The organism is Rhizobium sp. PP-CC-3G-465, from assembly GCF_004343445.1.
GTDB classification, from domain to species: domain Bacteria; phylum Pseudomonadota; class Alphaproteobacteria; order Rhizobiales; family Rhizobiaceae; genus Ferranicluibacter; species Ferranicluibacter rubi.
The window spans coordinates 1-23,706 of sequence record NZ_SLYH01000007.1 but is presented as its reverse complement, the minus strand read 5'-3'; the positions used below and the strand labels follow the sequence as shown (position 1 = coordinate 23,706).

Below are 23,706 nucleotides of genomic sequence, written 5' to 3'. Positions count from 1 at the left end.
AGGAAACTTTAGCTATATTCCTTAGCCCGTTTTTAGCCCGCAACCGCTATCCCTGCGTCATCAGAGCCACAGGCCCTCGAGCCGCGCTGCAAAGGAGTGACGCCGTGAAGACCCAGATCCGTGAGATGCTTGCCCAATATGCCTCCCTGCCCTCGGCCGCCGGTCTGGACGACGATGCGGACCTCTATGCGGCCGGCATGTCGTCGCATGGCTCGGTGCAGCTGATGCTGGCGCTGGAAGACACTTTTGACGTCGAGTTTCCCGACAACCTGCTCAACCGCAAGTCCTTCTCCACGATCGCCATTATCGAGCAGACGGTCAACCAGCTGGTGGCCGCGAAAGAAGCCGCCTGATGGACGTCTCCCTCAACGCTCAAGGATCGACGCTGCTGGAGCGCGCCCGCCGCGTGGCGGGTATCGCCGGCCAGCACGCCGACGACGTGGACCGCAATGCCCGCTTCCCGCGTGAAGCGGCGGATGCCCTGATCTCGGAACGACTGCTGTCGATCCAGATCCCCGTCACCCTGGGCGGAGAGGGCGCGACGACCGCGCAGATTGCGGAAGTCTGCACCGTTCTCGGCCAGGCCTGCTCCGCCTCCGCAATGGTCTTCGCCATGCACCACATCAAGCTTTCGAGCCTGGTCACCCACGGCATCGACAGCCCCTGGCACCAGAGCTTCATGCGCCGCATCGTCGACGAACAGCTTCTCATCGCCTCGGCGACGACGGAAGGCGGCATCGGCGGCAATATGCGCAACTCGATCTGCGCCATCGAGATCAATGGCGACACCTGCCGGCTCCAGAAGGACGCGACGGTCATCTCCTACGGTCGCCACGCCGATGCGATCCTCATCACGTCCCGCGCCCATCCGGATGCCGTAACGACCGATCAGGTCATGACCGTCTTCACGAAGGACCAGTACACGCTGGAGCGTACCAACGAGTGGGACACGCTCGGCATGCGCGGCACCTGTTCGGAAGGCTATCTCTTCAAGGGCGAGGCCCCGAAGGAACAGATCCTGCCGAAACCTTTCGCGGAGATCGCGGCGCAGTCCATGCTGGCAAGCTCGCACCTGCTCTGGGGCGGCGTCTGGTACGGTATCGCGGTCAATGCGATGACCCGCGCTCAGGCCTTCGTCCGCGCTGCAGCCCGCAAGAGCCCCGGCCAGACACCGCCCGGTGCGCTACACCTCGCAGAAGCCTCCAGCCTCCTGCAACAGGTCCGCGCCAACGTCACGGCCGGCCTTGCCCGCTATGAGGCAGCCCTTGCCGAGCCGGAACTGCTCTCCTCCATGGGCTTCTCCGTCGCGATGAACAACGTGAAGATCGCGGTCTCCCGGACCGTGCCCGAGATCATCGACCACGCCATGCAGATTACCGGCATCATGGGCTACAAGAACGGCACCCCGTTCTCGCTCGGACGCCACCTGCGCGACGCCCAGTCGGCGCAGCTGATGATCTCCAACGACCGCATTCTCGCCAATACGTCGAACATGCTTCTCGTGAACAAGATTGAAACCAACCTTCTGGGGTAACCGACCATGGATATGCAGCTTCCCTTGCTCGACCGGCTGTTTGCGGCCGGCCTCCTCATCGACACCGGCGTCGATGGCCTCTACGGCCGCAGCGGTGCGTTCGAAGACGTCATCACCCGCTTCGAAGCCGTCATCGACGGTCTCGGCGGTGTAGACAAGCCGGAGACCATCCGCTTCCCGCCCGGCATGAACCGCGCCCATTTCGAAGGCTCCGGCTACATGAAGAGTTTCCCGCAGCTCGCCGGCACCATCCACTCCTTCTGCGGCTGCGAACTCGACCATGTCAGCCTCTTGACCTGCATGGAGGAAGGCAAGGACTGGACCGGCCAGCAGCAGGCGACCGACATCGTGCTGACGCCCGCGGCCTGCTACCCGCTCTACCCGACGATCGCCAAGCGTGGCGCCCTGCCGGCCGGCGGCGGTCTCTTCGACCTGCAGTCCTATTGCTTCCGTCATGAGCCGTCGAAAGAGCCGACCCGCATGCAGCTGTTCCGCATGCGCGAATATGTCCGCATGGGCAAGCCGACGGACGTCGTCGCCTTCCGCCAGGATTGGATGGAGCGCGGCACCAAGCTGATGGAATCGGTTGGCCTGCCCGTCGAGATCGACGTCGCCAACGACCCCTTCTTCGGCCGCGCCGGCAAGATGTACAAGAACAACCAGCGCAACCAGAACCTCAAGTTCGAACTGCTGATCCCCGTCAACGCCAATGCCGGCCCGACCGCCTGCATGAGCTTCAACTACCATCAGGACCATTTTGGCAAGACCTGGGGCCTGACGACGGATGACGGCGAAACCGCGCACACCGCCTGCGTCGGTTTCGGCCTGGAGCGCATCGCGCTGGCGCTTTTCAAGCACCACGGCCTCGACGTCAACGAGTGGCCGGCACACGTCCGCAAGACGCTCTGGGGCTGATCGAACCATGCAAGCCGTCTTCCCCGGCATCGCGCCCGAGACCTATCGCCCACATGCGCTCCACGACACGGCGCGCATGTGGCCGGAGACCAACTGCTACATCGATCTCTGGATCGAGGTCTTGAACACGCTGGGCCTGCCGCCGGAAGCCATGCTCGGCTTCACGCTGGGCCAAGACTTCGAGGGCGACCAGTTCACCTTCTTCAAGGTGCCGCTGGAAGACCTCGAAGCTCTGTACGGCATCACCTGCACGGAACTCGCCATCTTCGACAGGGTCGAGCGGCATCTGGAGACCCAGATCGCCCGCGGCCGTCTCTGCCTCGTCGAGATGGACAGCTTCTTCATGCCCGACACCGCGGGCGTCGCCTATGGCCGCGAGCACGGCAAGACGACGATCGGCATCAATCGGCTGGACGTGGCGGACCGAAGCCTCGATTATTTCCACAATGGCGGCTTCTTCCATCTGGAAGGCGACGATTTCGACGGCCTGTTCCAGACGCTGGCTGCCCCGGAGGCCTTGCCGCTCCTGCCCTATACCGAGTTCGCCAAGCTGCCGACCGTGCTGCCGGACGAGGCGCGGATCCGGGAGAAGGCGCAGGCGCTGCTCGCGTTTCACTTCGCCCGCCGCCCGCAGGAAAACCCGTTTCGGGCCTTCGCCGCCGTGTTCCCGGCGCAGGTGGAGGCGCTGGCCAGCCGCGACTTCGACTTCTTCCACAAATACGCCTTCAACACACTGCGCCAGTTCGGTGCGAATTACGAACTGCTCGCCACCCATCTCGGATGGCTTTCGCCGGACGGTCGCTATGAGGCGGAACGCCTCGCGGCCCTGAAGATCTCCGAGGTCGGCAAGACCGTGCAGTTCCAGGTCGCCCGCGCCGTCAACCGCAAGAAGTTCGATGCGCTGGCAGGCACGCTGACGCCGGCCGCAGAGGCCTGGGATGCTCTGATGCAGGGGCTGGCGGCAAAGCTCGCCTGACACGTTCGCGGCCGACAGACAGGAAACCTCAGGACATCATGACAACGCTGCCCGCCCCCCTTCGTCTCGTGGATGCACGCCCCCTGACGCAAGGCTGGCGCCTCGTCCTGACGCCCCCGGGGCTCCACGCCGACCCATCGGCCCTGCCTGACGATGACGGCATCCCCGCGATCGTGCCCGGCACCGTCGCCGGAGCCCTGAAAGCGGCGGGCCAATTCGACCGCACGGCCCCCCACCCGCTGAACGGGCAGGATGCCTGGTTCCTCACCGTCATCGCGGATGAACCGCCGGGTGAGGCCGTTCTTCGTTTCGAAGGCCTGGCGACCCTTTCCGACGTCTTCCTCAACGGCGAGAAGATCCTGTCCTCGCACAGCATGTTTACGAGCCACGACGTCCCCGTGCACCTCAGCGGCAACGACCACCTCGCCATCTGCTGCCGGGCGCTCCTGCCGCATCTGTCCCGCAAGCTGAAGCGGGCGCGCTGGCGCACCAAGATGATCGTTCCCGCAGGCCTGCGCGGCGTGCGCACCACGGCGCTCGGCTACATGCCCGGTTGGTGCCCGGAGATCCATGCCGCCGGCCCCTATCGTCCCGTCACGCTCAGCCGCGCCGAACAGGCTTCCGTCAACTCCGTCGATATCGCCGCCTCTCTCGATACCGACCGCACCGGGCACCTGAACGTCCGCTTCGAGACGACGGCAACAGAGCCAATCCGGCTGCGCTGTGCCAGCCACGAGACCACCGTTACCGTCGAAAACGGCCGCGCGGAGGCGACGCTCGCCTTGCCCGGCATCGCACCCTGGTGGCCACGCAGCCATGGCGAACCGGTGCTTCACGAAGTCGAGATTCTCATGGGTGAGGACCGTCTCGTCCTCGGCCGCACCGGCTTCCGCCGGGTCGAGATCGACCGCGGCGCCGAGGGCACGCGTTTCGCCCTGAAGGTCAACGGCATCGACATCTTCTGCCGCGGCGCCGTCTGGACCAATGCGGATATCGTAGGCTTACAGGGAACACGGGAAGCCTATGCGCCCTGGCTGCGGCTTGCGGCAGACGCCAACATGAACATGATCCGCATCGGCGGCACCATGACCTACGAAACGCAGGCCTTCTTCGCGCTCTGCGACGAACTCGGATTGATGGTCTGGCAGGACGCCATGCTGGCCAATTTCGACTATCCGGTCGAGGACGAGGCCTTTGCCGCCCTGCTGCGCGAAGAGGTCGAGACGCTGCTGCGGTCGACACGCGCCTCGCCGTCGCTCGCCGTCTTCTGCGGCGGCAGCGAGATGTACCAGCAGGCCGCGATGATGGGTCTCGCGGAACGCGTCTGGGCCGGCCCTCTCACCGAAACGATCCTGCCGGGCATCGTGGCCAACGAGCGGCCTGATATCGCCTATGTCCCCAATTCCCCCTTCGGGGGCGCGCAGCCCTTCTCGCCGAATGCCGGCGTCGGCCACTACTATGGCGTCGGCGCCTATGACCGACCGCTCGAGGATGCGCGCCGCGCCGATGTCAGCTTTGCTGCCGAATGCCTCGCCTTTGCCAACGTGCCGGAGCAAGTGACGCTCGATGCGCACCTGCCCGTCGCCCCCGTCCACGATCCCCGCTGGAAGGCCCGCGTTCCCCGCGACCGCGATGCCTCCTGGGATTTCGAGGATACGCGCGACCACTATCTCGGCCGCCTCTACGATCTCGATCCGGCGCGGCTGCGGCGGGAAGATCCCGCACGCTATCTCGACCTCTCCCGCGCGGTGACCGGCGAGGTGATCGAGGCGACGTTCTCGGAGTGGCGCCGCGCGGGCTCCGCCTGCGGCGGCGCGCTCGTCTGGACGTTTCAGGATCTGCTCGCAGGGGCAGGCTGGGGTCTCGTCGATGCCACCGGTCTCCCGAAGCCCGTCTGGCACGCCGTGCGCCGCGCCTTCCGCCCGGTCCAGGTGCTTCTCCTCGACGAGGGAACGAACGGCCTCGACATCCATCTCGTCAACGACACGGCGCGCGACGAAGCGGTGCGGCTCGAACTCACCTGCCTGCGCGCGGGTCGCCAGCCCGTCATCTCCGGCCGCCGAGACGTCCTCCTGCCCGCGCAATCGAGGCTTCGTCTGCCCGCAACCGATCTCTTCGGCGCCTTCTTCGATACGACCTATGCCTACCGCTTCGCCGGCCCACAGCACGACGTAACGGTTGCCCGCCTCGTCTCCACGGAAACGAACGAACCCGTCGCCGAAGCCTTCCACTTCCCGCTCGGCCGTCGCCCGGCAATCCACGATGCTACGCTGACGGCCGCCCTGGTCGAGACTGACGAGGGATTCGCGCTCGACATCGCGACTGATCGCCTGGCCCAGTCGGTGCACATTGCCTGCCCCGGCTTCCTGCCGTCCGACAACTGGTTCCACCTGGCGCCCGGTCTCCCCCGCCGTATCCAGCTGGCACCGCAGGCGACACAGCCGGAGACGAGGGAGAAGCCGGCGCGCCCCTCAGGCGACGTTGCCGCCATCGGCAGCGCCTTCCCTGTCAACTTTTGATCCGCGTATAGAGCGCCCTGAATTATGCAGTAACGATCCGCTCACGATGCCTTGCGCGTGCCGGACACGATCGCAAGGATCGTATCGTGGAGGTGCTCGCGCAGTTCGCGCCGCGCCTTGGGCGGTGTGACGTTGTGGTCGGCATCGGCCAGCAGAATGCGCGAAACGTTCGGATATCGTGCCAGAAGCTGGCCGTCCCGGCCGAAATGCTGGTTCAGCCGCGCAAGGCCGATATCGCCTTCGCTGTAGACGAGCGAAACGGGCACATGACGTTCGCGCAACTGGCGGAACGCGCGGTGCACCCCATTGCGCAACCTTGCTTCGACCGACAGCGAGCCCAGCACCGGCGCTGCCGTCCGCGAGACGCGGCGGGCGACGATCTTCAGGATATTGCCGGCGGCGCGCGGCACGTCGATCTTGCCGGAGATCAACCGGTAGGCCGTCTCCATGCGCAGGGCGCGTCGTTTGTAGTCGTCGAGAGAGCGGGGATTGTAGCGGATCATCTGATCCACATCGTCGCGCGGATCCCAGGCGAAGGTCAAAATATTGATCGCAATGACACCGCGGCACCGCGGATCGGCCAGTGCCGCGTTGAACGCGAGGTAGGCGCCGCTGCATCGCCCGACGAAGACGGGGTCGGGCAGGCCGATGGCCTCGATGCGATCGAGTGCGGCGCGCACATCGGAAATCTGTCCGGGCGAATAGAGCACCTGTCGGTCACCTTCCGGCACCGGCGGGCTGTCGGCGATGCCGGCGGCGTCGAACCGGAACGAGGCAATGCCGGATGTGGCCAGCATCCGCGCCGTCTCGACGGTGGAGCGGGCCCAGCCGGACTGCCGGTCGTAGCCGGTGCCGAGCAAAAGGGCCGTTCCCACGGGAATGGCATCGGCCGGCGTGCAGAGGACACCGAACAGCCGATCTCCGGCGCCGAACCGCATGGGACATTCGATGAAGCTGCCGCCATCGAGAACACCGGAAGACGGCGCCCCCTGCCCGGCACCCTTTTCGAGCTCAGAAGCATCGAGGCCGAGGATCCAGCTGGTCAAGGCCTTGAAGACGGCAACAGGCGTCTCGGCGATGGTCGGGTTCGACACGAGATCGGAATAGCCGTCGAAGACGACCCGGGTGACATCGGCACCCTCCGTCTGCAACTGAACAGCCAGCGCACCGTCAGCATCCGATTGCGGACGTTCCGCGATGAAAAAACGTGTCGATCCCGCTGGTTTGAATGCCTTGGGATCCGCGCTGCGCACGGCGGCGGCAACGCTGTCCTCCATCACCAGACCTGCGATGGACGTGCTAGGACCGCCACTGCCGGGCGGCAGGCCCAGTCCTTCGTCCACGACCTTTGCCCAGAGCGAAAGCTCGCGCAGATACCGCCGTCCGCTCGTGACAGGGGCGAGAAGCGCGACGCCCGCAAACCGAAGCGAGGGGTCATTGGCCTTCAGCAGGTCCGGAACCGACAGCGATCCGAACCCCTGCGCCACCACCACCAGACGTTCAAGCCCGGAGAGATCGCGAAGGCATCGCGCAGCGGCCAGCGCTGTCGTCGTGAAGGGTTCGAGACCCGAGGGTTCGAACAGGTCTAGCGCATCACCTGTGCCGGGATGATCGTAGCGCAGGCTGGCCATGCCGGCATCGGCAAGACTATCGGCAAGCTCGCGCCACGCCTTATGCACGCAAAGCTCTTCCAGCCCCCAGGGGCTGATAAACAGAACGGCGGCGCGCGTTATCACTCCTTGTGCCGGCGTGAAGAGGCCAACGGTGTTCTCGAACGTGACCGGCCGACCGGCAGGACGGGGCATCTGGATGGCATCCATGCTGACGGCAGTCATCGCGCATTCGGTTCCGTTGGTTGGACGCACAAGCGTGCGCGGCTCGTCAATCTAAGGCGGCAGCGGTTAATATTCGATCATTCTCATGAAGATCCGACCCTTCAGACCTTGGGCGAGACGGGTTTGAGAACGGTCTGCGGCGCCGTATTTCGGGCAGGCGCGGTACGCCACCCTTGCAGGCGACCGAGAAGCAAATGTCGCGAGCGTCGGGCCATCGCCCTATCACCCTTGAGACCGTAAACGAGGATACCGGCCAGCGGACGAAGGATTTCCGGCAGAAACCGCCCCATCGAAAAACCGTGCCGCCGCAGTACATAGCCGAGCCCCGCCCCGTAGCGATACATCTTCTGCGCATTCTCGCGCGTCCGCCGATCGCCATGGTCTTCGGGATGATGGGCCGTGAGTGTCGGATAATACTGTCCGCTGGCGCCGGTCTCGAGGCATTTGAGCACCATATCCTGGACCTCGTGTGCGCCCCAGATCGTGCCCGACCCCGGCCCCAGAGCCGCATCGAACCCGCCTGCGGCCTCGAACACCGGTTTCCGCACGACCACGATCCACTCCATCAGCGTATTCCAGACCGTGTCCCGTGTCAGCACCGTCGTCTCCGTGGCAAAGCTCCCCATGATCGTCCGTCCATCGGGCGCCGTCGGCCGGCCGCTATAGATGTCGGCCGGCTCTAACGCCATCAGCGACTCCAGCGTCCGGAAGAAATCGTCGGGGTACCAGCAGTCGTCGTCCGGAAACATCAGCCAGATGCCGCGCGACTGCGCCGCACCGCGGTTTCGCGCGCGACAGACGCCCTTTTCCGCTGATCGGATATGGACGATGTCGATCTCTTGGGAAAACCGCGCGAGAACCGGCACGAGCCGGTCGTCACCGTTCTGATCGACGAACAGAACCTCGAGATCCCGTCGCTGCTGCGCGACGAGCGACATCAGAAGGCGCTCGATCTCATCGACCCGCCCGAGGGTCGCCACAACGAGGGAAAAGCGATGTTGCAGTGGTCCTTCCACGTCGAACCTCCCGATCCGCCAAAGGCGCGGATGCCGTAGCGTCCGCCCCTGAGGGCGGTTGCATCCGGGATAGGCCAAATTCGCCAATAGCCGATTAATGGCGGCGCGAAAAAGCCGCCTAACCGTCGCGACGCGTCCTCAGGCTTCGCGGCTGCAGGCGCTTCAGCGTCTTTCCGCCAGGGTCGTTTTCCAGGTGCAACACGCGCTTGAAGAACGTGTCGTTCGGCTGCATCCGCCCGATATTGATAATGGCAGCCTTCGCCGTCTCCACGGTGAAGAAGGTGACGACGCGCTGGTAGGTTTCAGGATCGAGCGTATCGAGCACCTCCTCGACCACGATCCAGCGCGGCTTGTGCAGGCCGAGCCGGGCGATGGCGAGCAGGCGCAGCTCCGCCTCCGTGGGCTTCACCTGCGACTGCAACGGTTGATCGAGCCCTGCCACGAAACGATCGAGCCCGAGGCGCGTCAGCACGGAGGCGAGCTGCTCGCGCGGGAACCGGTCGGGTGCGGCGGGATGGATCAAGGTTTCCGCCACGCTGCCCGGCGGAAAATAAGGTGTGCGCGGAATGAACGCCATGCTGTCCGACGGCGGCAGGGCGAGCCGCCCGCGCCCCCAGGGCCAGAGGCCCGTCACCGCGCGGAAGAATGAGCTTTTGTCGACGTCGGTGCGAGCCGTGATCAGCACCCGGTCTCCGGGCAGGATCTCGACATGCGTATCGGCGAGCTTGACGCTGCCGGACGGCGACGCCACCGCAAGGTCGTCCATGACGATGCTGCCGGAACCCGGCTCGGCATAGACGATCCGCTTGTCGTTCTCGTAGCGCTCGTCCGTCATCAGCATGGCCGAGCGGAAGGCGGAAACCCGCAGCAGCGTCGCGCGCCAGTCGGCCACCGCCTCGATATTGTCGACGAACCAGCGCAGCGACGCATGCACCTGGTTGAAGGCGCCGACGGCCATCATCAGCCCGCCGAAGGAGAGATTTCCGGCGAAGAACACCGGCGCCGCGATGACGATCGGCGCGATGACCGTGACCCAGCCATAGCCGGCCGTCACCCAGGTCAGCCGGGTCATCGCAAACATCAGGCCGCGGCTGATCTCCAGCACCGAGGCAAGATCGCGCTCGATCCGGCGTTTCTCGTTCGCCTCGCCGCCCGAGAGCGACACCGCCTCGATATGTTCGTTGACGCGCATGAGGGAGAACCGGAGGGCTGCCTCGCGCTGGTAGTGCTCGCCGTTGAGCTTCACGAGCGGCCGCCCGACCAGCCAGCTGAGCCACGAGGCGACACCCGCATAGAGGATGGCGGCCCAGACCATGTAACCGGGAATGGCCACGGCATAGCCTTGGAAACGGAAAACGAAACCGGCCGACAGCGACCAGAGCACGCCGATGAAGCTGACGAGCAGGATGCCGGACTGCACGAGCCCGATGCCGAGACCGGCCGTCAGATCGGTCAGATGCCGTGCATCCTCGTGGATGCGCTGGTCCGGATTGATGCCGAGCGAGCCGGCATTGGCAAGGCGGAACGCCCGCGTCGGCTTCATCCACTCGGTGATCAAATCCCGCGTCAGCCCTTCCCGCAGCTTGATCTTGATCCACTGCCCAAGCCAGGTCTGGATGACGTTGAGGACGAGAATGACGCCGGCAATCTGCCCGAAGACGACGAATTGCCCGAGAAAGGCCGGCAGGTCGCGCCGCTCCAGCGTGTCGTAGAACGGCTTGTACCAGCGATTGAGAAAGATCTGCCCGATGGCAATGGCGATGATGACTGCAAGGAGCCCGGCAGCCAGCAACAGGATGATACGCCGCGACGGCGAGGCGACGAAGGCCTGCTGCATCATCCGCAGCTGCTGGCCAAGCGTCTGCTCTTCCTCCAGATCCCCTGCTGCCACGCTGGTAGCGCGCCCTGTCTGCTTGTTGCGAGCGTCCCTGCGATGCGGCATGTCTGCGGCTTTCTTCCAATCCTGTTACGCTAAACTATAGCGCACCCCGCCATCTCTCCCACGGGAAAACGACCATGAAGCGACGAGCTTGCCGCGTGCTGACCATCGGGGTGAAAAGAACGCCTCAAGCGCGGGTCACCGCGATCGCCGGCCTGTGCAGCCTGCGGGCGGACGTCGGCGTTTCCCTTCGCGCAGAGATCGTTTAAAGCGTTCGGCATCGCACGCTTTCGGAGAAGCCATTCGTGTCCGCCGAGATCTCCCTGGACGACCAACGCCGTCTTGCAGCCATCACCGCCATGACGGGCGAACTCCGGCGCGAGATCACGTCTTCACCGCGCTGGGTCCAGTTCGCGCATCTGCTGAAGGACGCGGGCGCTCTGGAAGAAGCCGAGAAGGCCTATCGAACGGCGATCCGGTGCGACGGCACGGAATGGGATCCGAGACTGCACCTCGCCCACCTGTTGAAACGTCTCGACCGGCTGCCGGAGGCGCTGACGATGTTCGAGACCATCCGCGCGCTGCCGGACGGACCAAATGTCGAGCACGAGATGGCCGGCTTGCGCGTCGCGCTCCTGCCCGAAAACAGCGTGATCCAGCGCCCCTCAGCGCCACCGCCCGCCTCCCCGCTTTCACCGCGCCTCCATGCCCTGCTGGACGACCTCTCGGGCGAGCTGACGCGTGCCGGCGTCGATCTTACCGATACCGCACCGGCGGCGGACACGACGACGCGCCCGCGTCTCCCGTCCCTCACCTGCTCGACCGACCTCAAGGCCGAACTGGTGCCCAAGGCCAATCTGGTCATTCGCGACGGCGTTCTCACGGGAACCACCGACAATCCGCAATTCGAGATCCGGTGCGCCACCGCATGCGCCCCAGGCTGGGTCGAGATCGATTTCGGCATCGACATGACGACGCCGATCATCGAGCCGATCCTCTATGTCGAGCATGCACCGCAGTGGCAGGCCTTCTCGACCTTCCGCCTCGTCCCGCGCAATGGCCGGTTCCACGCCGTCTGCCGGCTGGAAGCGCCCATCCTCGGCCTCCGGCTCGACCCGTCCAACGCCGCCGGCCCCTTCACCGTCACGCAGATCGGCCTGCGCCAGATCGGGCTGAGCCGCGTCGTGCGTCATGCGTGGAAACGGGACCGCGCCGCGACGCGCGAAGCCCTGGCCAAGCGCCGGAACGAAGGCCCGTCGGCCATGGAAGAAGCATTGGTGCAACGCCTTGCGAACCCCGCGCTCGACGCCTACCAGCGCTGGATCCGCCGCTACGAGACGCCGTCGCGGCTTGCCCCAGATCAAGCCCGCAAGAACATCGCACGCTGGCCGAAGAAGCCGGCTCTGGCGGTCCTTGTTGAATGGGACGCTTCGGAAACGATGCCCATTACCGAGACGCTGGCATCGCTCGCAGAACAAATCTATCCGCACTGGACGCTCGACATCCTTTCACCCCGCCCATTGACGGCAGGGGAACGGCAACAGATCGAGACGGTCGTCCCCGGTACGGCCTTCCCCGCCGACCTGTCCGAAGCCCTCGACAGCCGGCAGGGCAACCACATCGTGCATATCGACGCGGGCGACCGGCTTTCTCCCGCGGCGCTGTTCCGTTTTGCGGAAGAGATCTTCGCCAGACGCGGCAAGGGCACGGACATCATCTACACGGACGAGGATCATTGGGTCTCGGGCGAGCGCCGCGACCCGCTCTTCAAGCCCGATTGGGATCCGGACTTTCAGGCCTCGACCGGCTACATCGGCACCTTCGTCACAATTCGTCAGGACCGGCTGAGCCAGGCACTCTCCGGACCGTCCGACCGGTGGCAGGACGTTTTGGCGACCGTGCTGTCTGGCGCCGAGGAAACGGACGTGCTGCATATCCCCGACGTGCTGAACCATCGTCACGTCACGCCGAAGCCCATCGCCTCCCTGCCGCAGCCTCCAGAGGCGCCGGTCGGCGGCTGGCCGCACGTCACGCTGATGATCCCGACACGCGACAGCGTCGATATCCTGCGCAACGGCGTCGCCTCGCTTCTTCGCGAGACCGACTATCCAAGCTTCGATATCCTCATCATCGACAACGGCAGTACGCAGCCGGAAACGCTGGCCTATTTCGATGAGATCGCGGCGGGCGGACAGGTCGGCATCGTCAAGGTGCCGGGCCCCTTCAACTTCGCTCATCTGAACAACCAGGCGGCGACGGTGGCCAAGGGCGCCGTGCTCGGCCTCGTCAACAACGACATCCTCGCCATCGAGCCCTCCTGGCTGAAGGACATGGTTGCGGAAGCCGTGCGGCCGGACATCGGCGCGGTCGGCGCAAAGCTTCTCTACCCCTCCGGCCACGTGCAGCACGGCGGCATGGCCTGCGGTGTCGGCTACGTCACCGCGCATCCGCAGAAGTTCAAGGCACGGGATGACCGCGGCTACATGGACAGCCTCGTCGCCACGCACCGCGTTTCCACTGTCACCGCTGCCTGCCTCATCGTGGAGCGCCGCAAATATGCCGAGGTCGGCGGTATGGATGAAGCCGCCCTGCAGATCGCCTTCAACGACGTCGATCTCTGCCTCAAGCTCGATGCTGCCGGCTACCGCAATCTCATGGTGCCGGCAGCGCGCCTCATCCACTTGGAAAGCGCCACCCGCGGCCTCGACATGACGGGGGAGAAAGCGGACCGATTCCGCCGCGAAGCCGAAACGGTCCTTGCCCGTTGGAAGCAGCGGATTACCAACGATCCCTACTACAACGTCAACCTGACGCGCGATCGCGAAGACGGCTCCATTAAGGATTAGACGGAAATCCTGCCTCTCCGGGGCCTGCTTCTCACACATGTCTTGAAAGCTGCACAGACAAGTTGGTACAAGCATTGGCAGCCAATCGATATTTCAGCAACGATAGATGGACTTTTGGATGAATTTTGAGCGCCTCTCGATTTCCGACGTGATACTGATCAAGCCGAACAAGATCGGTGACGACCGTGGTTACTTCATGGAAACGTTCCGCCAGTCCCTGTTCGAAGAACAGGCTGCCAAGGTCGAGTTCCGTCAGGACAATCAGTCGCTTTCGGCAGATGCCGGCACGGTGCGCGGATTGCACTTCCAGCTGGAACCACGCGCGCAGGGCAAGCTCGTGCGCTGCATCGCCGGCGCCATCTACGACGTCGCCGTCGATATCCGCGTCGGCTCGCCCACCTATGGCCAGTATGTCGGCGCGGAACTGACCGCGCAGAACGGCCATCAGCTGTGGGTTCCCGCAGGCTTTGCCCATGGGTTCTGCACTCTGGTGCCGGCCACGGAGGTCAGCTACAAGGTGACGGACTATTACAGCGCCGAACACGACCGCGGGCTTCGCTGGGACGATCCGGCCATCGGCATCGTCTGGCCAGATGTCGCCAGGACGCCCGTCCTGTCGAAGAAGGACACGCTGCAGCCGCTGCTGGCCGACCTGAAGGAAAGCTTCACCTATACCGGCCCCAACGCCAACTCGTAACCATCAGGAATCCCGACTATGCGCGTTATTGTTACCGGAGGCGCCGGCTTCATCGGTTCGGCCGTGGTTCGTTATCTCGTCCTTGAGAAGGGCTACGAGGTTCTCACCATCGACAAGCTGACCTATGCCGGCACGCTGACCTCTCTCGAAAGCATCAGCAACCAGGCAAACCACAGGTTCCTACAGGCCGACATCTGCGATCGCAGCGCCATTCAGGAAGCCTTCGACACGTTCCGCCCGGACCGCGTCATGCATCTGGCCGCCGAAAGCCATGTCGACCGGTCGATCACCGGTGCTGCCGACTTCGTGCAGACCAACGTCATCGGCACGTTCACCATGCTCGAAGCCGCGCGCGCCTACTGGAACACGCTGGAAGCCGATGCCAAGGACGCCTTCCGCTTCCTGCACGTGTCCACGGACGAGGTCTACGGCTCGCTCGGCGACGACGGCCTCTTCACCGAAACGACGCCCTACGACCCAAGCTCGCCCTACTCGGCCTCCAAGGCCTCGTCGGACCATCTGGCCAAGGCCTGGCAGCGCACCTACGGTCTGCCGATCGTCGTGTCGAACTGCTCGAACAATTACGGCCCCTACCACTTCCCGGAAAAGCTCATCCCGCTGATCATTCTCAACGCGATGCACGGCAAGAAGCTGCCGGTCTACGGCAGCGGCGCCAACATTCGCGACTGGCTCTATGTCGAGGATCACGCCCGCGCGCTGGACCTGATCGCCGAACGCGGCCAGGTCGGCGAGACCTACAATGTCGGCGGCCGCAACGAGCGGCGCAATATCGACGTCGTCCACCGCGTCTGCGAACTCATGGACACGCTGCGCCCGCAAGGCGCACCGCATGCCAAGCTGATCGAGCACGTCACCGACCGCCCGGGCCACGACGCCCGCTACGCGATCGACGCGACGCGTCTGGAAACCGAACTCGGCTGGAAGGCACTCGAGAACTTCGACACCGGCATCGAGAAGACGGTGCGCTGGTATCTGGAGAACGAATGGTGGTGGAAGCCGCTGCGCGACGGCTATGACGGCGGCCGCCTCGGCCTCATCCAGACGCAGCCGAAGGCTTCCTGATGGCCCTGAAATATCTCGTCACCGGCAAGGAAGGACAGGTCGTCCGCTCGATCATCGAGCGGGCCGCCAACCATCCCGACATCGCCATCGTTACCTTCGGTCGCCCGGACGTGGATTTCAGTGCGCCGGAAACGCTCGGACCGGCTATCGCAACTGTCCGGCCTGACATCATCATCTCCGCTGCCGCCTACACCGCGGTGGATCAGGCGGAAAGCGAAGAAGACCTCGCCACTACGGTCAATGGCGAGGCGGCGGGCGCGCTGGCCAGAGCGGCGGCCGGTCTTGGCATTCCGATCGTCCACATCTCCACCGATTACGTCTTCGACGGCACCAAGTCGGGCGCCTATGTCGAGAGCGATCCGGTCGCGCCGATCGGCGCCTATGGCCGCTCGAAGCTTGCCGGTGAAGAAGCGGTGGCAGCGGCCACGCCGAACCACGCAATTCTGCGCACCGCCTGGGTCCATAGCCCCTATGGCAAGAACTTCGTCAAGACGATGCTGCGCGTGGCGGCCGACCGCGACGAGATGAACGTGGTCGCCGATCAGGTGGGCTGCCCGACCTCGGCGCTCGACATCGCCGATGCCGTCCTTGCCGTTGCCGGCAACCTGCTGAAGAGCGACGATGCGGCGCTGCGCGGCATATTCCACCTAACCAATGCCGGCCGCGCCAGCTGGGCGGAGTTTGCAACCGAGATCTTCCGCCTCTCGGCAGAGCAAGGCGGCCCGTCGGCGAAGGTCAACCCGATCCCGTCGAGTGCCTATCCGACGCCGGCAAAGCGCCCGGCCAATTCCCAACTCGACGGCAGCAAGCTTTCCGCCACGCACGGCGTCACCCTGCAGGACTGGCGCGCAGCGACCGAAACGGTCGTCACCCGCATCCTCCAGGCATAATTCATTTAGGAGTATTTCGATGAAGGGTATCATTCTCGCCGGCGGCAGTGGCACGCGCCTGCATCCGATGACGCTGGTTACATCCAAGCAGCTGATGCCGGTCTACGACAAGCCGATGATCTACTATCCGCTGTCGACGCTCATGCTGGCCGGTATTAAGGACATCCTGATCATCTCGACCCCGGTCGACCTGCCGAACTTCCAGCGTCTGCTGGGTGACGGCAGCGCCTGGGGCATCAACCTCACCTATGCCGAACAGCCGTCCCCGGATGGTCTGGCACAGGCCTACATCATCGGCGCCGACTTCGTCGGCTCGGATCCTTCCTGCCTCATCCTCGGCGACAACATCTTCTACGGCCACGGGATCACCGAGCTGTTCGACCGCGCAAGCGCCCGCACGGACGGTGCCACCGTGTTCGCCTATCACGTCGCCGATCCGGAACGCTACGGCGTGGTCGAGTTCGACAAGAGCATGAAGGCGCTCTCCATCGAGGAAAAGCCGCCAGAGCCGAAGTCCAACTGGGCCGTAACCGGTCTCTACTTCTACGACGCCGCCGTCGTCGAGATCGCCGCCAACCTCAAGCCCTCGCCGCGCGGCGAGCTTGAGATCACCGATGTCAACCGGGTCTACCTGGAGCGCGGCAATCTCAGCGTCGAACTGATGGGCCGCGGCTATGCCTGGCTCGATACGGGAACCCCCGACAGCCTGCTGGACGCCGGCGAATTCGTCGCCACGCTGGAGCGTCGCCAGGGCTTCAAGATCGCCTGCCCGGAGGAAATCGCCTACCTCAACGGCTTCATCGACGCCAACCAGCTAGAAGTGCTCGGCAAGAAGCTCGGCAAAAGCACCTACGGCAAGTACCTCCTGTCGCGTCTTCAGGACGGCAAGATCTGAACGCAATCTCGACAATCTATCGAACATGAAGAGAGGCGCAGGCTGCAAGGCCTGCGCCTCTCTTCATTCGTACGGCCTCCGGAACGACCGATCAGTCACCCGTCAGGCGTTGGTGTCGCGCAGAATCTCGAACAGGAACCAGACGCGCTTCTCGCCGTCGTCAATCCAGTTTTCAAGCAGGCTCGCCGTTGCGACGTCGCCATGCTCGTCGCAGACGTCATGCAGTTCCCGCATGCTCTGGACCAGGGCTCCGTTATCGTCGCGAAGTTCCGCCAGCATTTCGTGCGGGTGGACGAAGTCGGCGTCGTTGTCCTTGATCCGCTGCTGACGGGAGATGTCACCGATCGACTTCAGGGTCGATCCGCCGAGCTTGCGAACACGCTCGGCCAGCGGGTCTGTGATGGCGAGAAGTTCGGCACCGTGATCGTCGAGCAGCAGATGGTAGTCGCGAAAATTCGCGCCGGACATATGCCAGTGAAAATTCTTCGTCTTCAGGTAAAGGGCGAAGACATCGGCCAGAAGGGCGGTCGCGCCTCCGGAAATGTCCTTCACGCCTTCCTGCGAAAGTCCTGTCGGCGTCTTCAGGTCGGCCTTACGGCGCGATTTTACGGACTGGTCCATGGGTTCTGTTCCTTGTCTTGGGAGATCGTAAGGTTTCGACGATCGTGACGTAGAGGATATCATCGCTGGCGCGCGTGGCCGGGGCAACAGTGGTTACCGCGGGCAGGAAGCGGAGTTCGACCAAGTCTCGGCGCGCCGAGGCAGCAACGGATGACCGGCACAAAAGTTCCCATCGAGCGAGCCGAAAGGTTGCAAGCCGAAGAAAACCTCAGGTTACGATCCCTTAAGCCTGCTCCTTTACGGCACCTTCGGGCCTTTCCGCTATACGTCGGGGGAACGAAGAATGGACCCAGAACCATGCCGCTAGCCTTGCGTAATTCCCAATCGAGCACCTATGCACGCGGCAACCTCGAAGACAGGTTGACACAGGCGCATCAGCGGATCGAGACGGCGTTTCTGGATGGCGGAGCGTCCCTCGTGGCCGTCATGGAGCTCGTGACCGGGCTCGTCGGCACACTCGATCGTGTCACCGGCGCACTGGACGGCGAGACAACCACGGCGGCGATTGCCGGTCTGCACCGGACGATCGCAGAGCTCGCCCGCCTGCCGGACATCATGGCAGAACGGCAATTGTCCTTCGACGAGATCGCCGATCTCTGCGCCGCATCGCGCCGACACGTCGATGACATGCACGAGACCTTTCGCTACCTCAAGGTCTTCGCCATCACCGTCAAGATCACTGGTGCCGGCCTCGACGAGTTTGCCGATTTCGCCGACGAGATCAGAGACCGCATCCATTCGGGCGCGAGCGAGATCGAGCGTTTCGCAGCCGAGCTCAAATCCATGCAGGGCGAACTGTCCACCGCGCGCAGCTTTTCCTCCTCCGTCCTCGGCGATTTTCGCGTCGCCATCCCCGAGATCGTCGCCAACCTCACCGGCAATGCGACCCGGCTGATCGCGCAGCACGCGGCCATGACCAAGCGCGCCGGCGAAGTCAGGGCTGTCGCTGCCAACGTCCAGACGAAGATCGCCGCGGCGTTGTCTGCCCTTCAGATCGGCGACATCACGCGCCAGCGGATCGAGCATGTCCAGGCGAGCTTCACCCATCTCGATGCCTTCCTCGAAGGCGATGGCCGGCATCTCGGCAGTGCCGAGCGAGACGGCATCGCCGCCTGCGTCCTGCATCTGGCCCATGCCCAGCTGGAAGAGACACTGCTGGATTTCCGGAAGAAATGTGCCAGCGTCTTCACGACGATCTCGAGCTTCACGGCGGATGCTTCCCGCATTCTCGACCTCCGGTCGGAGCTTGCGGGCTTTCGCGACGCGCCGGACGAGGACATTCTGAAGGTCATCGCGCGCGACATTCGCCACGCCTGTGACCTTGCCGCCCGTGTCGAGGGTCGCAGCCGCGATGCGACGGCGCTCGTCGCTTCCGTCGTCGATGCCGTGCAGACGCTGATCACCGCGATCGAGATGATCCGGTCGATCAAGGTCGACATCCACTACATGGCGCTGAACTCCAACCTGCGATGCTCGCGGCTGGGCGATGCCGGTCGCTCGGTCAACGTCGTCAGTGGCGAGCTGCGCACCTTTGCAGGCCGACTGGAAGAGCCCGCCGACAATGTCGTCGCCGGCATGCGGCGGATCGAAACCTCCGCCGCCTCGCTTTCGTCCGGCAGCGGCTCTGAGATCGCGAATATCGCAATGCCGCTCGACATGGCCCTCCAGTCGATCTCCGCCGTCTCGACGCAGATGGATGAAAATCTCGACGCCTTCAACGAACAGGGCGATGCCGTCTTCGGAAAGATCGCTTCGGCCATCGGCGCGCTCGACTTCGAAAGCAGCCTCGGCACCGTTCTGGAAGCCTGCGTCGAGATGGCCGGCCGCTTTGCCGATGATCTGGGTGCGCCCGTGCCGTCAGCGGCAGCGGCAAGCCTGTCGCAGACCATCTACCGGACCTACACGATGGCGCAGGAGCGCGACATTCACCTGTCGATCTTCCCGACGGACGAGCTGGACACGGCACCTGCGGCGGCAACGCCCGCTGCTGCGATGAGCGACGACGATCTCTTCGAAGACGCGTTGTTCTAGCCTCGACCCCCGTCAGGCTGCGTCGGCCTTGAGGGAAAGGTTGGACTCAGCGCCCCTCGCCCGGCCCTTCACCAGCGCCTGCACCTCGTCGGCATAGCGTTCCGCATTGAGGATCGCCTTGTCGAGATTGCTGACGCGATCGCGGTTCATGAGATGCAGGAAGGTCTTGTACTCGAACATGTCGCGGAACGCGGCGCGCTCGATGATCGGGGTCGAGAGCATATGCACCGAGCGCTCCTGCAGCAGCATCTTGACGGCGAGAAGACCGCGCGTGGTGACCATGGAATTGACCCGCGAGAGAACCACGGAATGGGGAATGCGGATGCCGGCCTTGCGGTCGAGATAGGACAGCAGCTCCAGAACCTGCGCCCCGCCCTGCGCATCCATGGAACTGCCCTGTATGGGGATCAGCACGTGATCGGACAGGCCGAGCGCGGTCGCCAGCAAGGGCGACTGGGCGCCGGGGAGATCGATGATCACGTAATCGGCGGAGCGATATTCCTCGACCGTGCGCGGCAAGGCCGAGAGCGAAACGAAGGTGGCGACCGTCAGGTTGGCGACGGGATCTGCGGCCTCGAACCAGCGGGAGATCCAGCGTTGCGGATCGGTGTCGATGATCGCCACGCGATGGCCACGCCGCACGAGTTCCGTCGCCAGAAGAAGCACGGCCGTGGTCTTGCCGGCGCCGCCCTTGGTATTGGCGAAAGTGATGATAGCCATTGCAAACCCCGTTTCCGTCACAGAGCTTGTCATCGCCCGTCCCGACCGCCGCTCACATGGCGTCCGAAACAAGTTTTGCGGCGTCATGGTTAAGGCCGGGTTAAAACAGCTACAGCATTTCCCGCAAAAGTGCGCAGCGGTTTTGCATCCGGAATAGCGTTGAAACAATGAGATGGAGGGTTTTCGCGATTCGGAGAAAAGCGGAAACGCGCTAGCGGCGCCTGTCCTCGGAGAGAATTTCCATGGCGATCTGGCCGAGCGGCACGATCCGATCGACGCCGCCACGGGCGATCGCTTCCTTCGGCATGCCGAAGACGACGGACGTCGCTTCGTCCTGGGCGATCGTGAAGGCGCCGGCCTGATGCATTTCCAGCATGCCGCGCGCACCGTCGTCGCCCATCCCTGTCATGATCGCCGCCATGGCATTGCTGCCGGCCGCCCGCGCGGCCGAGCGGAACAGCACATCCACCGAAGGGCGATGGCGCGAGACGAGTGGCCCGGGCCGGACCGAGACGTGATAGCGCGCACCCTGCCGCTCCAGCATCATATGGCGGTCGCCCGGTGCAATCAGCACATGGCCGCGCAGCACCGGGTCGCCATCCTCGGCCTCCTTCACCTCCACCTCGCAAAGCCCGTTCAGGCGTTTGGCGAAGGCGGCGGTGAATTTCTCCGGCATGTGCTGGACGATGACGATGCCGGGCGCATTCGACGGCAGCCGTTCGAGCAGTTCGCGCAGCGCTTCCGTGCCGCCGGTGGAGGCGCCGATGCAGACGACCATTTCCGTGGTGCGCGCCATGGCCTTGCCGGAGGGCGGCGGTAGCATGGCATCGGCCGTCAGCTTCTCGCTGGGTCCGCCTGCAGATGCCGACACGACGCGTCCGGCTTTCTGCCGGACGCGCGCCTGGGCCGCACTCTTGACCACGTCACAGATCCGGGCAGCCTGTTCGGCGAGATAGTCGGCCGCGCCGATCTTCGGCTTCAGGATCACATCGACGGCACCGGCTTCCAGCGCCTGCATCAGCGTTTCCGTACCCGTCTCCGTCAGCGATGAACACATGACGACGGGAATGGGCCGCTGCGACATCAGCTTGCGCAGGAAGGTGATGCCGTCCATGCGCGGCATCTCCACATCCAGCGTGATGACGTCGGGAATTTCCTCCTGGATGCGCTTGGCGGCCATGAACGGATCCGAGGCCGCGCCGATGACGGTAATGCCCGGGTCGGATTCCAGAACGGCCGTCAGCGTCTGCCGGACGCTGGCGGAATCATCGACGATCAGGACGCGGATCTGTTTGCCGGGCACAGGCTATTCCTTCACGAAGACGGTATTGGCAAGCTGGCGGACCGGCAGGTTCATGCCGGTGATCGACTCGGAATGGCCGATCAGCAGATGCCCGCCGGGAAGCAGGCAATCGACCAGACGGTTCAGCACATGCATCTGGGTCTTCTTATCGAAATAGATCAGCACGTTGCGGCAGAAAATCACATGCATCGGCTCGCCGACGCGATAGACGTCGTCCATGAAATTCAGCCGCATGCAGCCGACGCGGGAGCGTAGCTGGGGCACGATGCGCACCTCACCGCGCGCCGGGTCCCGAGCGGTCATGACGAAGCGGCGGCGCAGATCGGCCGGAACCGGCCGGATCATCTCCTCCGTATAGATGCCCTTGGTCGCGACCTCGAGAACCTGTGTCGAGAGATCGGTGGCAAGGATCGAGTAATCAGGGCCGTTGCAGGTCTGCCGGTAGTCTTCCAGCACCATCGCCATCGTGTAGGGTTCTGCACCCGTGGAACAGGCCGCACTCCAGGTGCGGACACGCCGCACGCCCTGTTCCTTCAATCCCGGCAGGATCGTCTGGCGCAGGATATCGAAATGGTTCGGCTCGCGGAAGAAATCCGTCTTGTTGGTGGTGACGGCGTCGATCAGGTGGATCGCCTCGCGCTCGATCCCATGCCCGTCGAACAGAAAGTCGCAATAGGCGTCGAGCGTTTCGATACCGGTAGCGCGCAGCCGCCGCCGCAACCGGCCTTCGAGCATGGTGGCCTTGCTCTGCGGCATCTTAATGCCGCTATAGTCGTAGATATAGGCGCCAAGCCGCTTGAAGTTGCGCGCACTCAGCCGTCCGCCTTCCGTAGAGGAAGCGCCATGACGGGAAGCGTTTTGATAGGAAGCGGCCTGTGTCACGGAAAAGATGCTCCTGGGATGGCGGGCCTTGCCGTGCTCATGCGACGCTCCGCTCTGGAAGGGTGGTTCCTGCAAGCGCCGGCCCACTGTCCGAGAACAGCTTAGCAAGATCGATGATGACGACGAAGCCGGTTTCGCGGCGCACCACGCCGCGGATGTAGTCCGAGCGCCAGCGCACGCCGATGTCCGGCGCCTGCTCGATGCTGTCGCGCCGGAAGGGGGTTACCTCGAACACCTTGTCGGCCACCAGCCCCAGCGCGAGGTCCTTCTCGCCCAAGGGAATGTCGAGCACCAGAATGCGGGTGTGGGGCGTGCGCACGGTGGGCGTCATGCCCAGCCGCAGGCGCAGGTCGATGATCGGTACGCCCTGACCGCGCACGTCGCGCAGGCCCATCAGGTAGTCGGGGCCATGCGGGATCTTGAACGGGTCCTCGTGGTCCAGGATCTCCCGGACCACGGTGACGGGAACGGCAAACAGCTCTTCCCCGAGGCTGAAGGTGACGAACTGGGACTCCGCCGGCATATGGTCCATCTCAGGCGCTCTGCTTGAAGTCGGCGTCGTCGGCGTCCGGGCCGCCCATTGACATATCCAGCGCAAAACCCTTCACGCGGGCCTGCTGGGCAGAAACGCTCTGGCGGGGGGCGGCAGCTGCCGGCTTGCGCGGGGCGGCGGCCGGGCGTGCGGTTGCCGTATGATGGGCCGCATGATGCGTGGACCGCTGGGGAGCGGCGGCGACCGGGGCCGGCTTGTGCGAGACGTTGTCCACCCGGAAGAAGGCGATGGAGGCCTGAAGCTCCTCGGCCTGGGCGGCCAGTTCCTCTGATGTCGCCGACATCTGCTCGGAGGCACCGGCATTCTGCTGCGTCACCTTGTCGAGCTGCTGGATCGCCTCGTTGATCTGCGAGGCCCCGATATCCTGCTCGCGGCAGGCAGCCGAGATCTCGGCGATCAGTTCGGCCGTCTTGCGGATGTCGGGCACGAGGCGTCCGAGCATGTCGCCGGCTTCGGTCGCCACCTGCACCGTCTCGCCGGAGAGACCGCTGATTTCGGCGGCCGCCGCCTG

At 64.4% G+C, this 23,706-nt stretch carries 19 protein-coding genes and 1 pseudogene; 11 read left to right on the top strand and 9 right to left on the bottom strand.

The features are described 5' to 3' along the window. The first annotated feature begins 104 nt into the window (after positions 1-104). Genes C8J33_RS20395 through C8J33_RS20375 form a run of 5 tightly spaced genes read left to right on the top strand, consistent with a single transcriptional unit; the run spans position 105 to position 5,944 of the window. On the top strand, positions 105-353 hold the full coding sequence (locus C8J33_RS20395) for an acyl carrier protein (RefSeq protein ID WP_132665171.1): 249 nt from the start codon (positions 105-107) through the stop codon (positions 351-353). Then, on the top strand, positions 353-1,534 hold the full coding sequence (locus C8J33_RS20390; RefSeq protein WP_132665170.1) for an acyl-CoA dehydrogenase family protein: 1,182 nt from the start codon (positions 353-355) through the stop codon (positions 1,532-1,534). The genes C8J33_RS20395 and C8J33_RS20390 overlap by 1 nt, the downstream gene beginning before the upstream one ends. A 6-nt stretch (positions 1,535-1,540) precedes the next feature. Beyond that, positions 1,541-2,449 (top strand): amino acid--[acyl-carrier-protein] ligase, encoded by a 909-nt coding sequence (locus C8J33_RS20385; protein ID WP_110730274.1) that lies wholly within the window; start codon positions 1,541-1,543, stop codon positions 2,447-2,449. 7 nt (positions 2,450-2,456) lie between these two features. Next, entirely contained in the window at positions 2,457-3,425 is a 969-nt protein-coding gene (locus tag C8J33_RS20380; protein ID WP_132665169.1) for a DUF1839 family protein, read from the top strand. A gap of 38 nt (positions 3,426-3,463) precedes the next feature. Beyond that, a complete protein-coding gene (locus C8J33_RS20375) occupies positions 3,464-5,944 on the top strand; it encodes a glycoside hydrolase family 2 protein (RefSeq protein WP_132665168.1) in 2,481 nt (826 codons plus the stop codon). A gap of 41 nt (positions 5,945-5,985) precedes the next feature. On the opposite strand, the gene C8J33_RS20370 is transcribed toward C8J33_RS20375, so the two are convergent. The 3 genes from C8J33_RS20370 to C8J33_RS20360 all read right to left on the bottom strand — a co-directional run bounded on the left by C8J33_RS20370 (position 5,986) and on the right by C8J33_RS20360 (position 10,737). After that, a complete protein-coding gene (locus C8J33_RS20370; RefSeq protein WP_132665167.1) occupies positions 5,986-7,779 on the bottom strand; it encodes an alpha/beta hydrolase in 1,794 nt (597 codons plus the stop codon). A 101-nt stretch (positions 7,780-7,880) separates the two neighbouring features. Beyond that, the gene (locus C8J33_RS20365; protein ID WP_165929847.1) at positions 7,881-8,795 is read right to left on the bottom strand and encodes a glycosyltransferase family 2 protein; all 915 of its coding nucleotides are present in this window, start codon (positions 8,793-8,795) and stop codon (positions 7,881-7,883) included. Between the two features lie 118 nt (positions 8,796-8,913). Next, positions 8,914-10,737, bottom strand: a complete 1,824-nt coding sequence (locus tag C8J33_RS20360) for an ABC transporter ATP-binding protein/permease (RefSeq protein ID WP_132665165.1) — start codon at positions 10,735-10,737, stop codon at positions 8,914-8,916. 242 nt (positions 10,738-10,979) lie between these two features. Between C8J33_RS20360 and C8J33_RS20355 the strand changes: the two genes are divergently transcribed. From C8J33_RS20355 to rfbA, 5 genes are all read left to right on the top strand, one after another. Next, positions 10,980-13,520: a glycosyltransferase gene (locus tag C8J33_RS20355; RefSeq protein WP_132665164.1), complete on the top strand. Its 2,541-nt coding sequence runs from the start codon at positions 10,980-10,982 to the stop codon at positions 13,518-13,520. A 118-nt stretch (positions 13,521-13,638) separates the two neighbouring features. Then, a complete protein-coding gene (gene rfbC / locus C8J33_RS20350) occupies positions 13,639-14,217 on the top strand; it encodes a dTDP-4-dehydrorhamnose 3,5-epimerase (protein ID WP_110807779.1) in 579 nt (192 codons plus the stop codon). Between the two features lie 18 nt (positions 14,218-14,235). Next, complete coding sequence (gene rfbB / locus C8J33_RS20345) at positions 14,236-15,300, top strand: dTDP-glucose 4,6-dehydratase (protein ID WP_132448614.1); 1,065 nt, start codon at positions 14,236-14,238, stop codon at positions 15,298-15,300. A gap of 5 nt (positions 15,301-15,305) precedes the next feature. Next, positions 15,306-16,190, top strand: coding sequence for a dTDP-4-dehydrorhamnose reductase (gene rfbD, locus C8J33_RS20340; protein ID WP_110800959.1), 885 nt, complete (start codon positions 15,306-15,308; stop codon positions 16,188-16,190). 19 nt (positions 16,191-16,209) lie between these two features. Next, entirely contained in the window at positions 16,210-17,085 is an 876-nt protein-coding gene (gene rfbA, locus C8J33_RS20335) for a glucose-1-phosphate thymidylyltransferase RfbA (protein WP_110800894.1), read from the top strand. 102 nt (positions 17,086-17,187) lie between these two features. Here rfbA and C8J33_RS20330 read toward each other — a convergent pair whose 3' ends face one another. Beyond that, positions 17,188-17,706: a Dps family protein gene (locus C8J33_RS20330; RefSeq protein WP_110730283.1), complete on the bottom strand. Its 519-nt coding sequence runs from the start codon at positions 17,704-17,706 to the stop codon at positions 17,188-17,190. Between the two features lie 297 nt (positions 17,707-18,003). Between C8J33_RS20330 and C8J33_RS20325 the strand changes: the two genes are divergently transcribed. Continuing rightward, the gene (locus C8J33_RS20325) at positions 18,004-19,737 is read left to right on the top strand and encodes a chemotaxis protein (RefSeq protein WP_132665163.1); all 1,734 of its coding nucleotides are present in this window, start codon (positions 18,004-18,006) and stop codon (positions 19,735-19,737) included. A gap of 12 nt (positions 19,738-19,749) precedes the next feature. On the opposite strand, the gene C8J33_RS20320 is transcribed toward C8J33_RS20325, so the two are convergent. From C8J33_RS20320 to C8J33_RS20300, 5 genes and pseudogenes are all read right to left on the bottom strand, one after another. Then, the gene (locus tag C8J33_RS20320) at positions 19,750-20,457 is read right to left on the bottom strand and encodes a ParA family protein (protein ID WP_110800897.1); all 708 of its coding nucleotides are present in this window, start codon (positions 20,455-20,457) and stop codon (positions 19,750-19,752) included. Between the two features lie 211 nt (positions 20,458-20,668). Then, entirely contained in the window at positions 20,669-21,760 is a 1,092-nt protein-coding gene (locus tag C8J33_RS20315) for a protein-glutamate methylesterase/protein-glutamine glutaminase (protein ID WP_132665162.1), read from the bottom strand. Between the two features lie 3 nt (positions 21,761-21,763). Continuing rightward, positions 21,764-22,642, bottom strand: a complete 879-nt coding sequence (locus C8J33_RS20310; RefSeq protein ID WP_207901572.1) for a CheR family methyltransferase — start codon at positions 22,640-22,642, stop codon at positions 21,764-21,766. A gap of 37 nt (positions 22,643-22,679) precedes the next feature. Further along, the gene (locus tag C8J33_RS20305) at positions 22,680-23,174 is read right to left on the bottom strand and encodes a chemotaxis protein CheW (protein WP_132665161.1); all 495 of its coding nucleotides are present in this window, start codon (positions 23,172-23,174) and stop codon (positions 22,680-22,682) included. 1 nt (position 23,175) lies between these two features. Continuing rightward, positions 23,176-23,706: pseudogene (locus C8J33_RS20300) on the bottom strand (methyl-accepting chemotaxis protein); the annotation flags it as partial.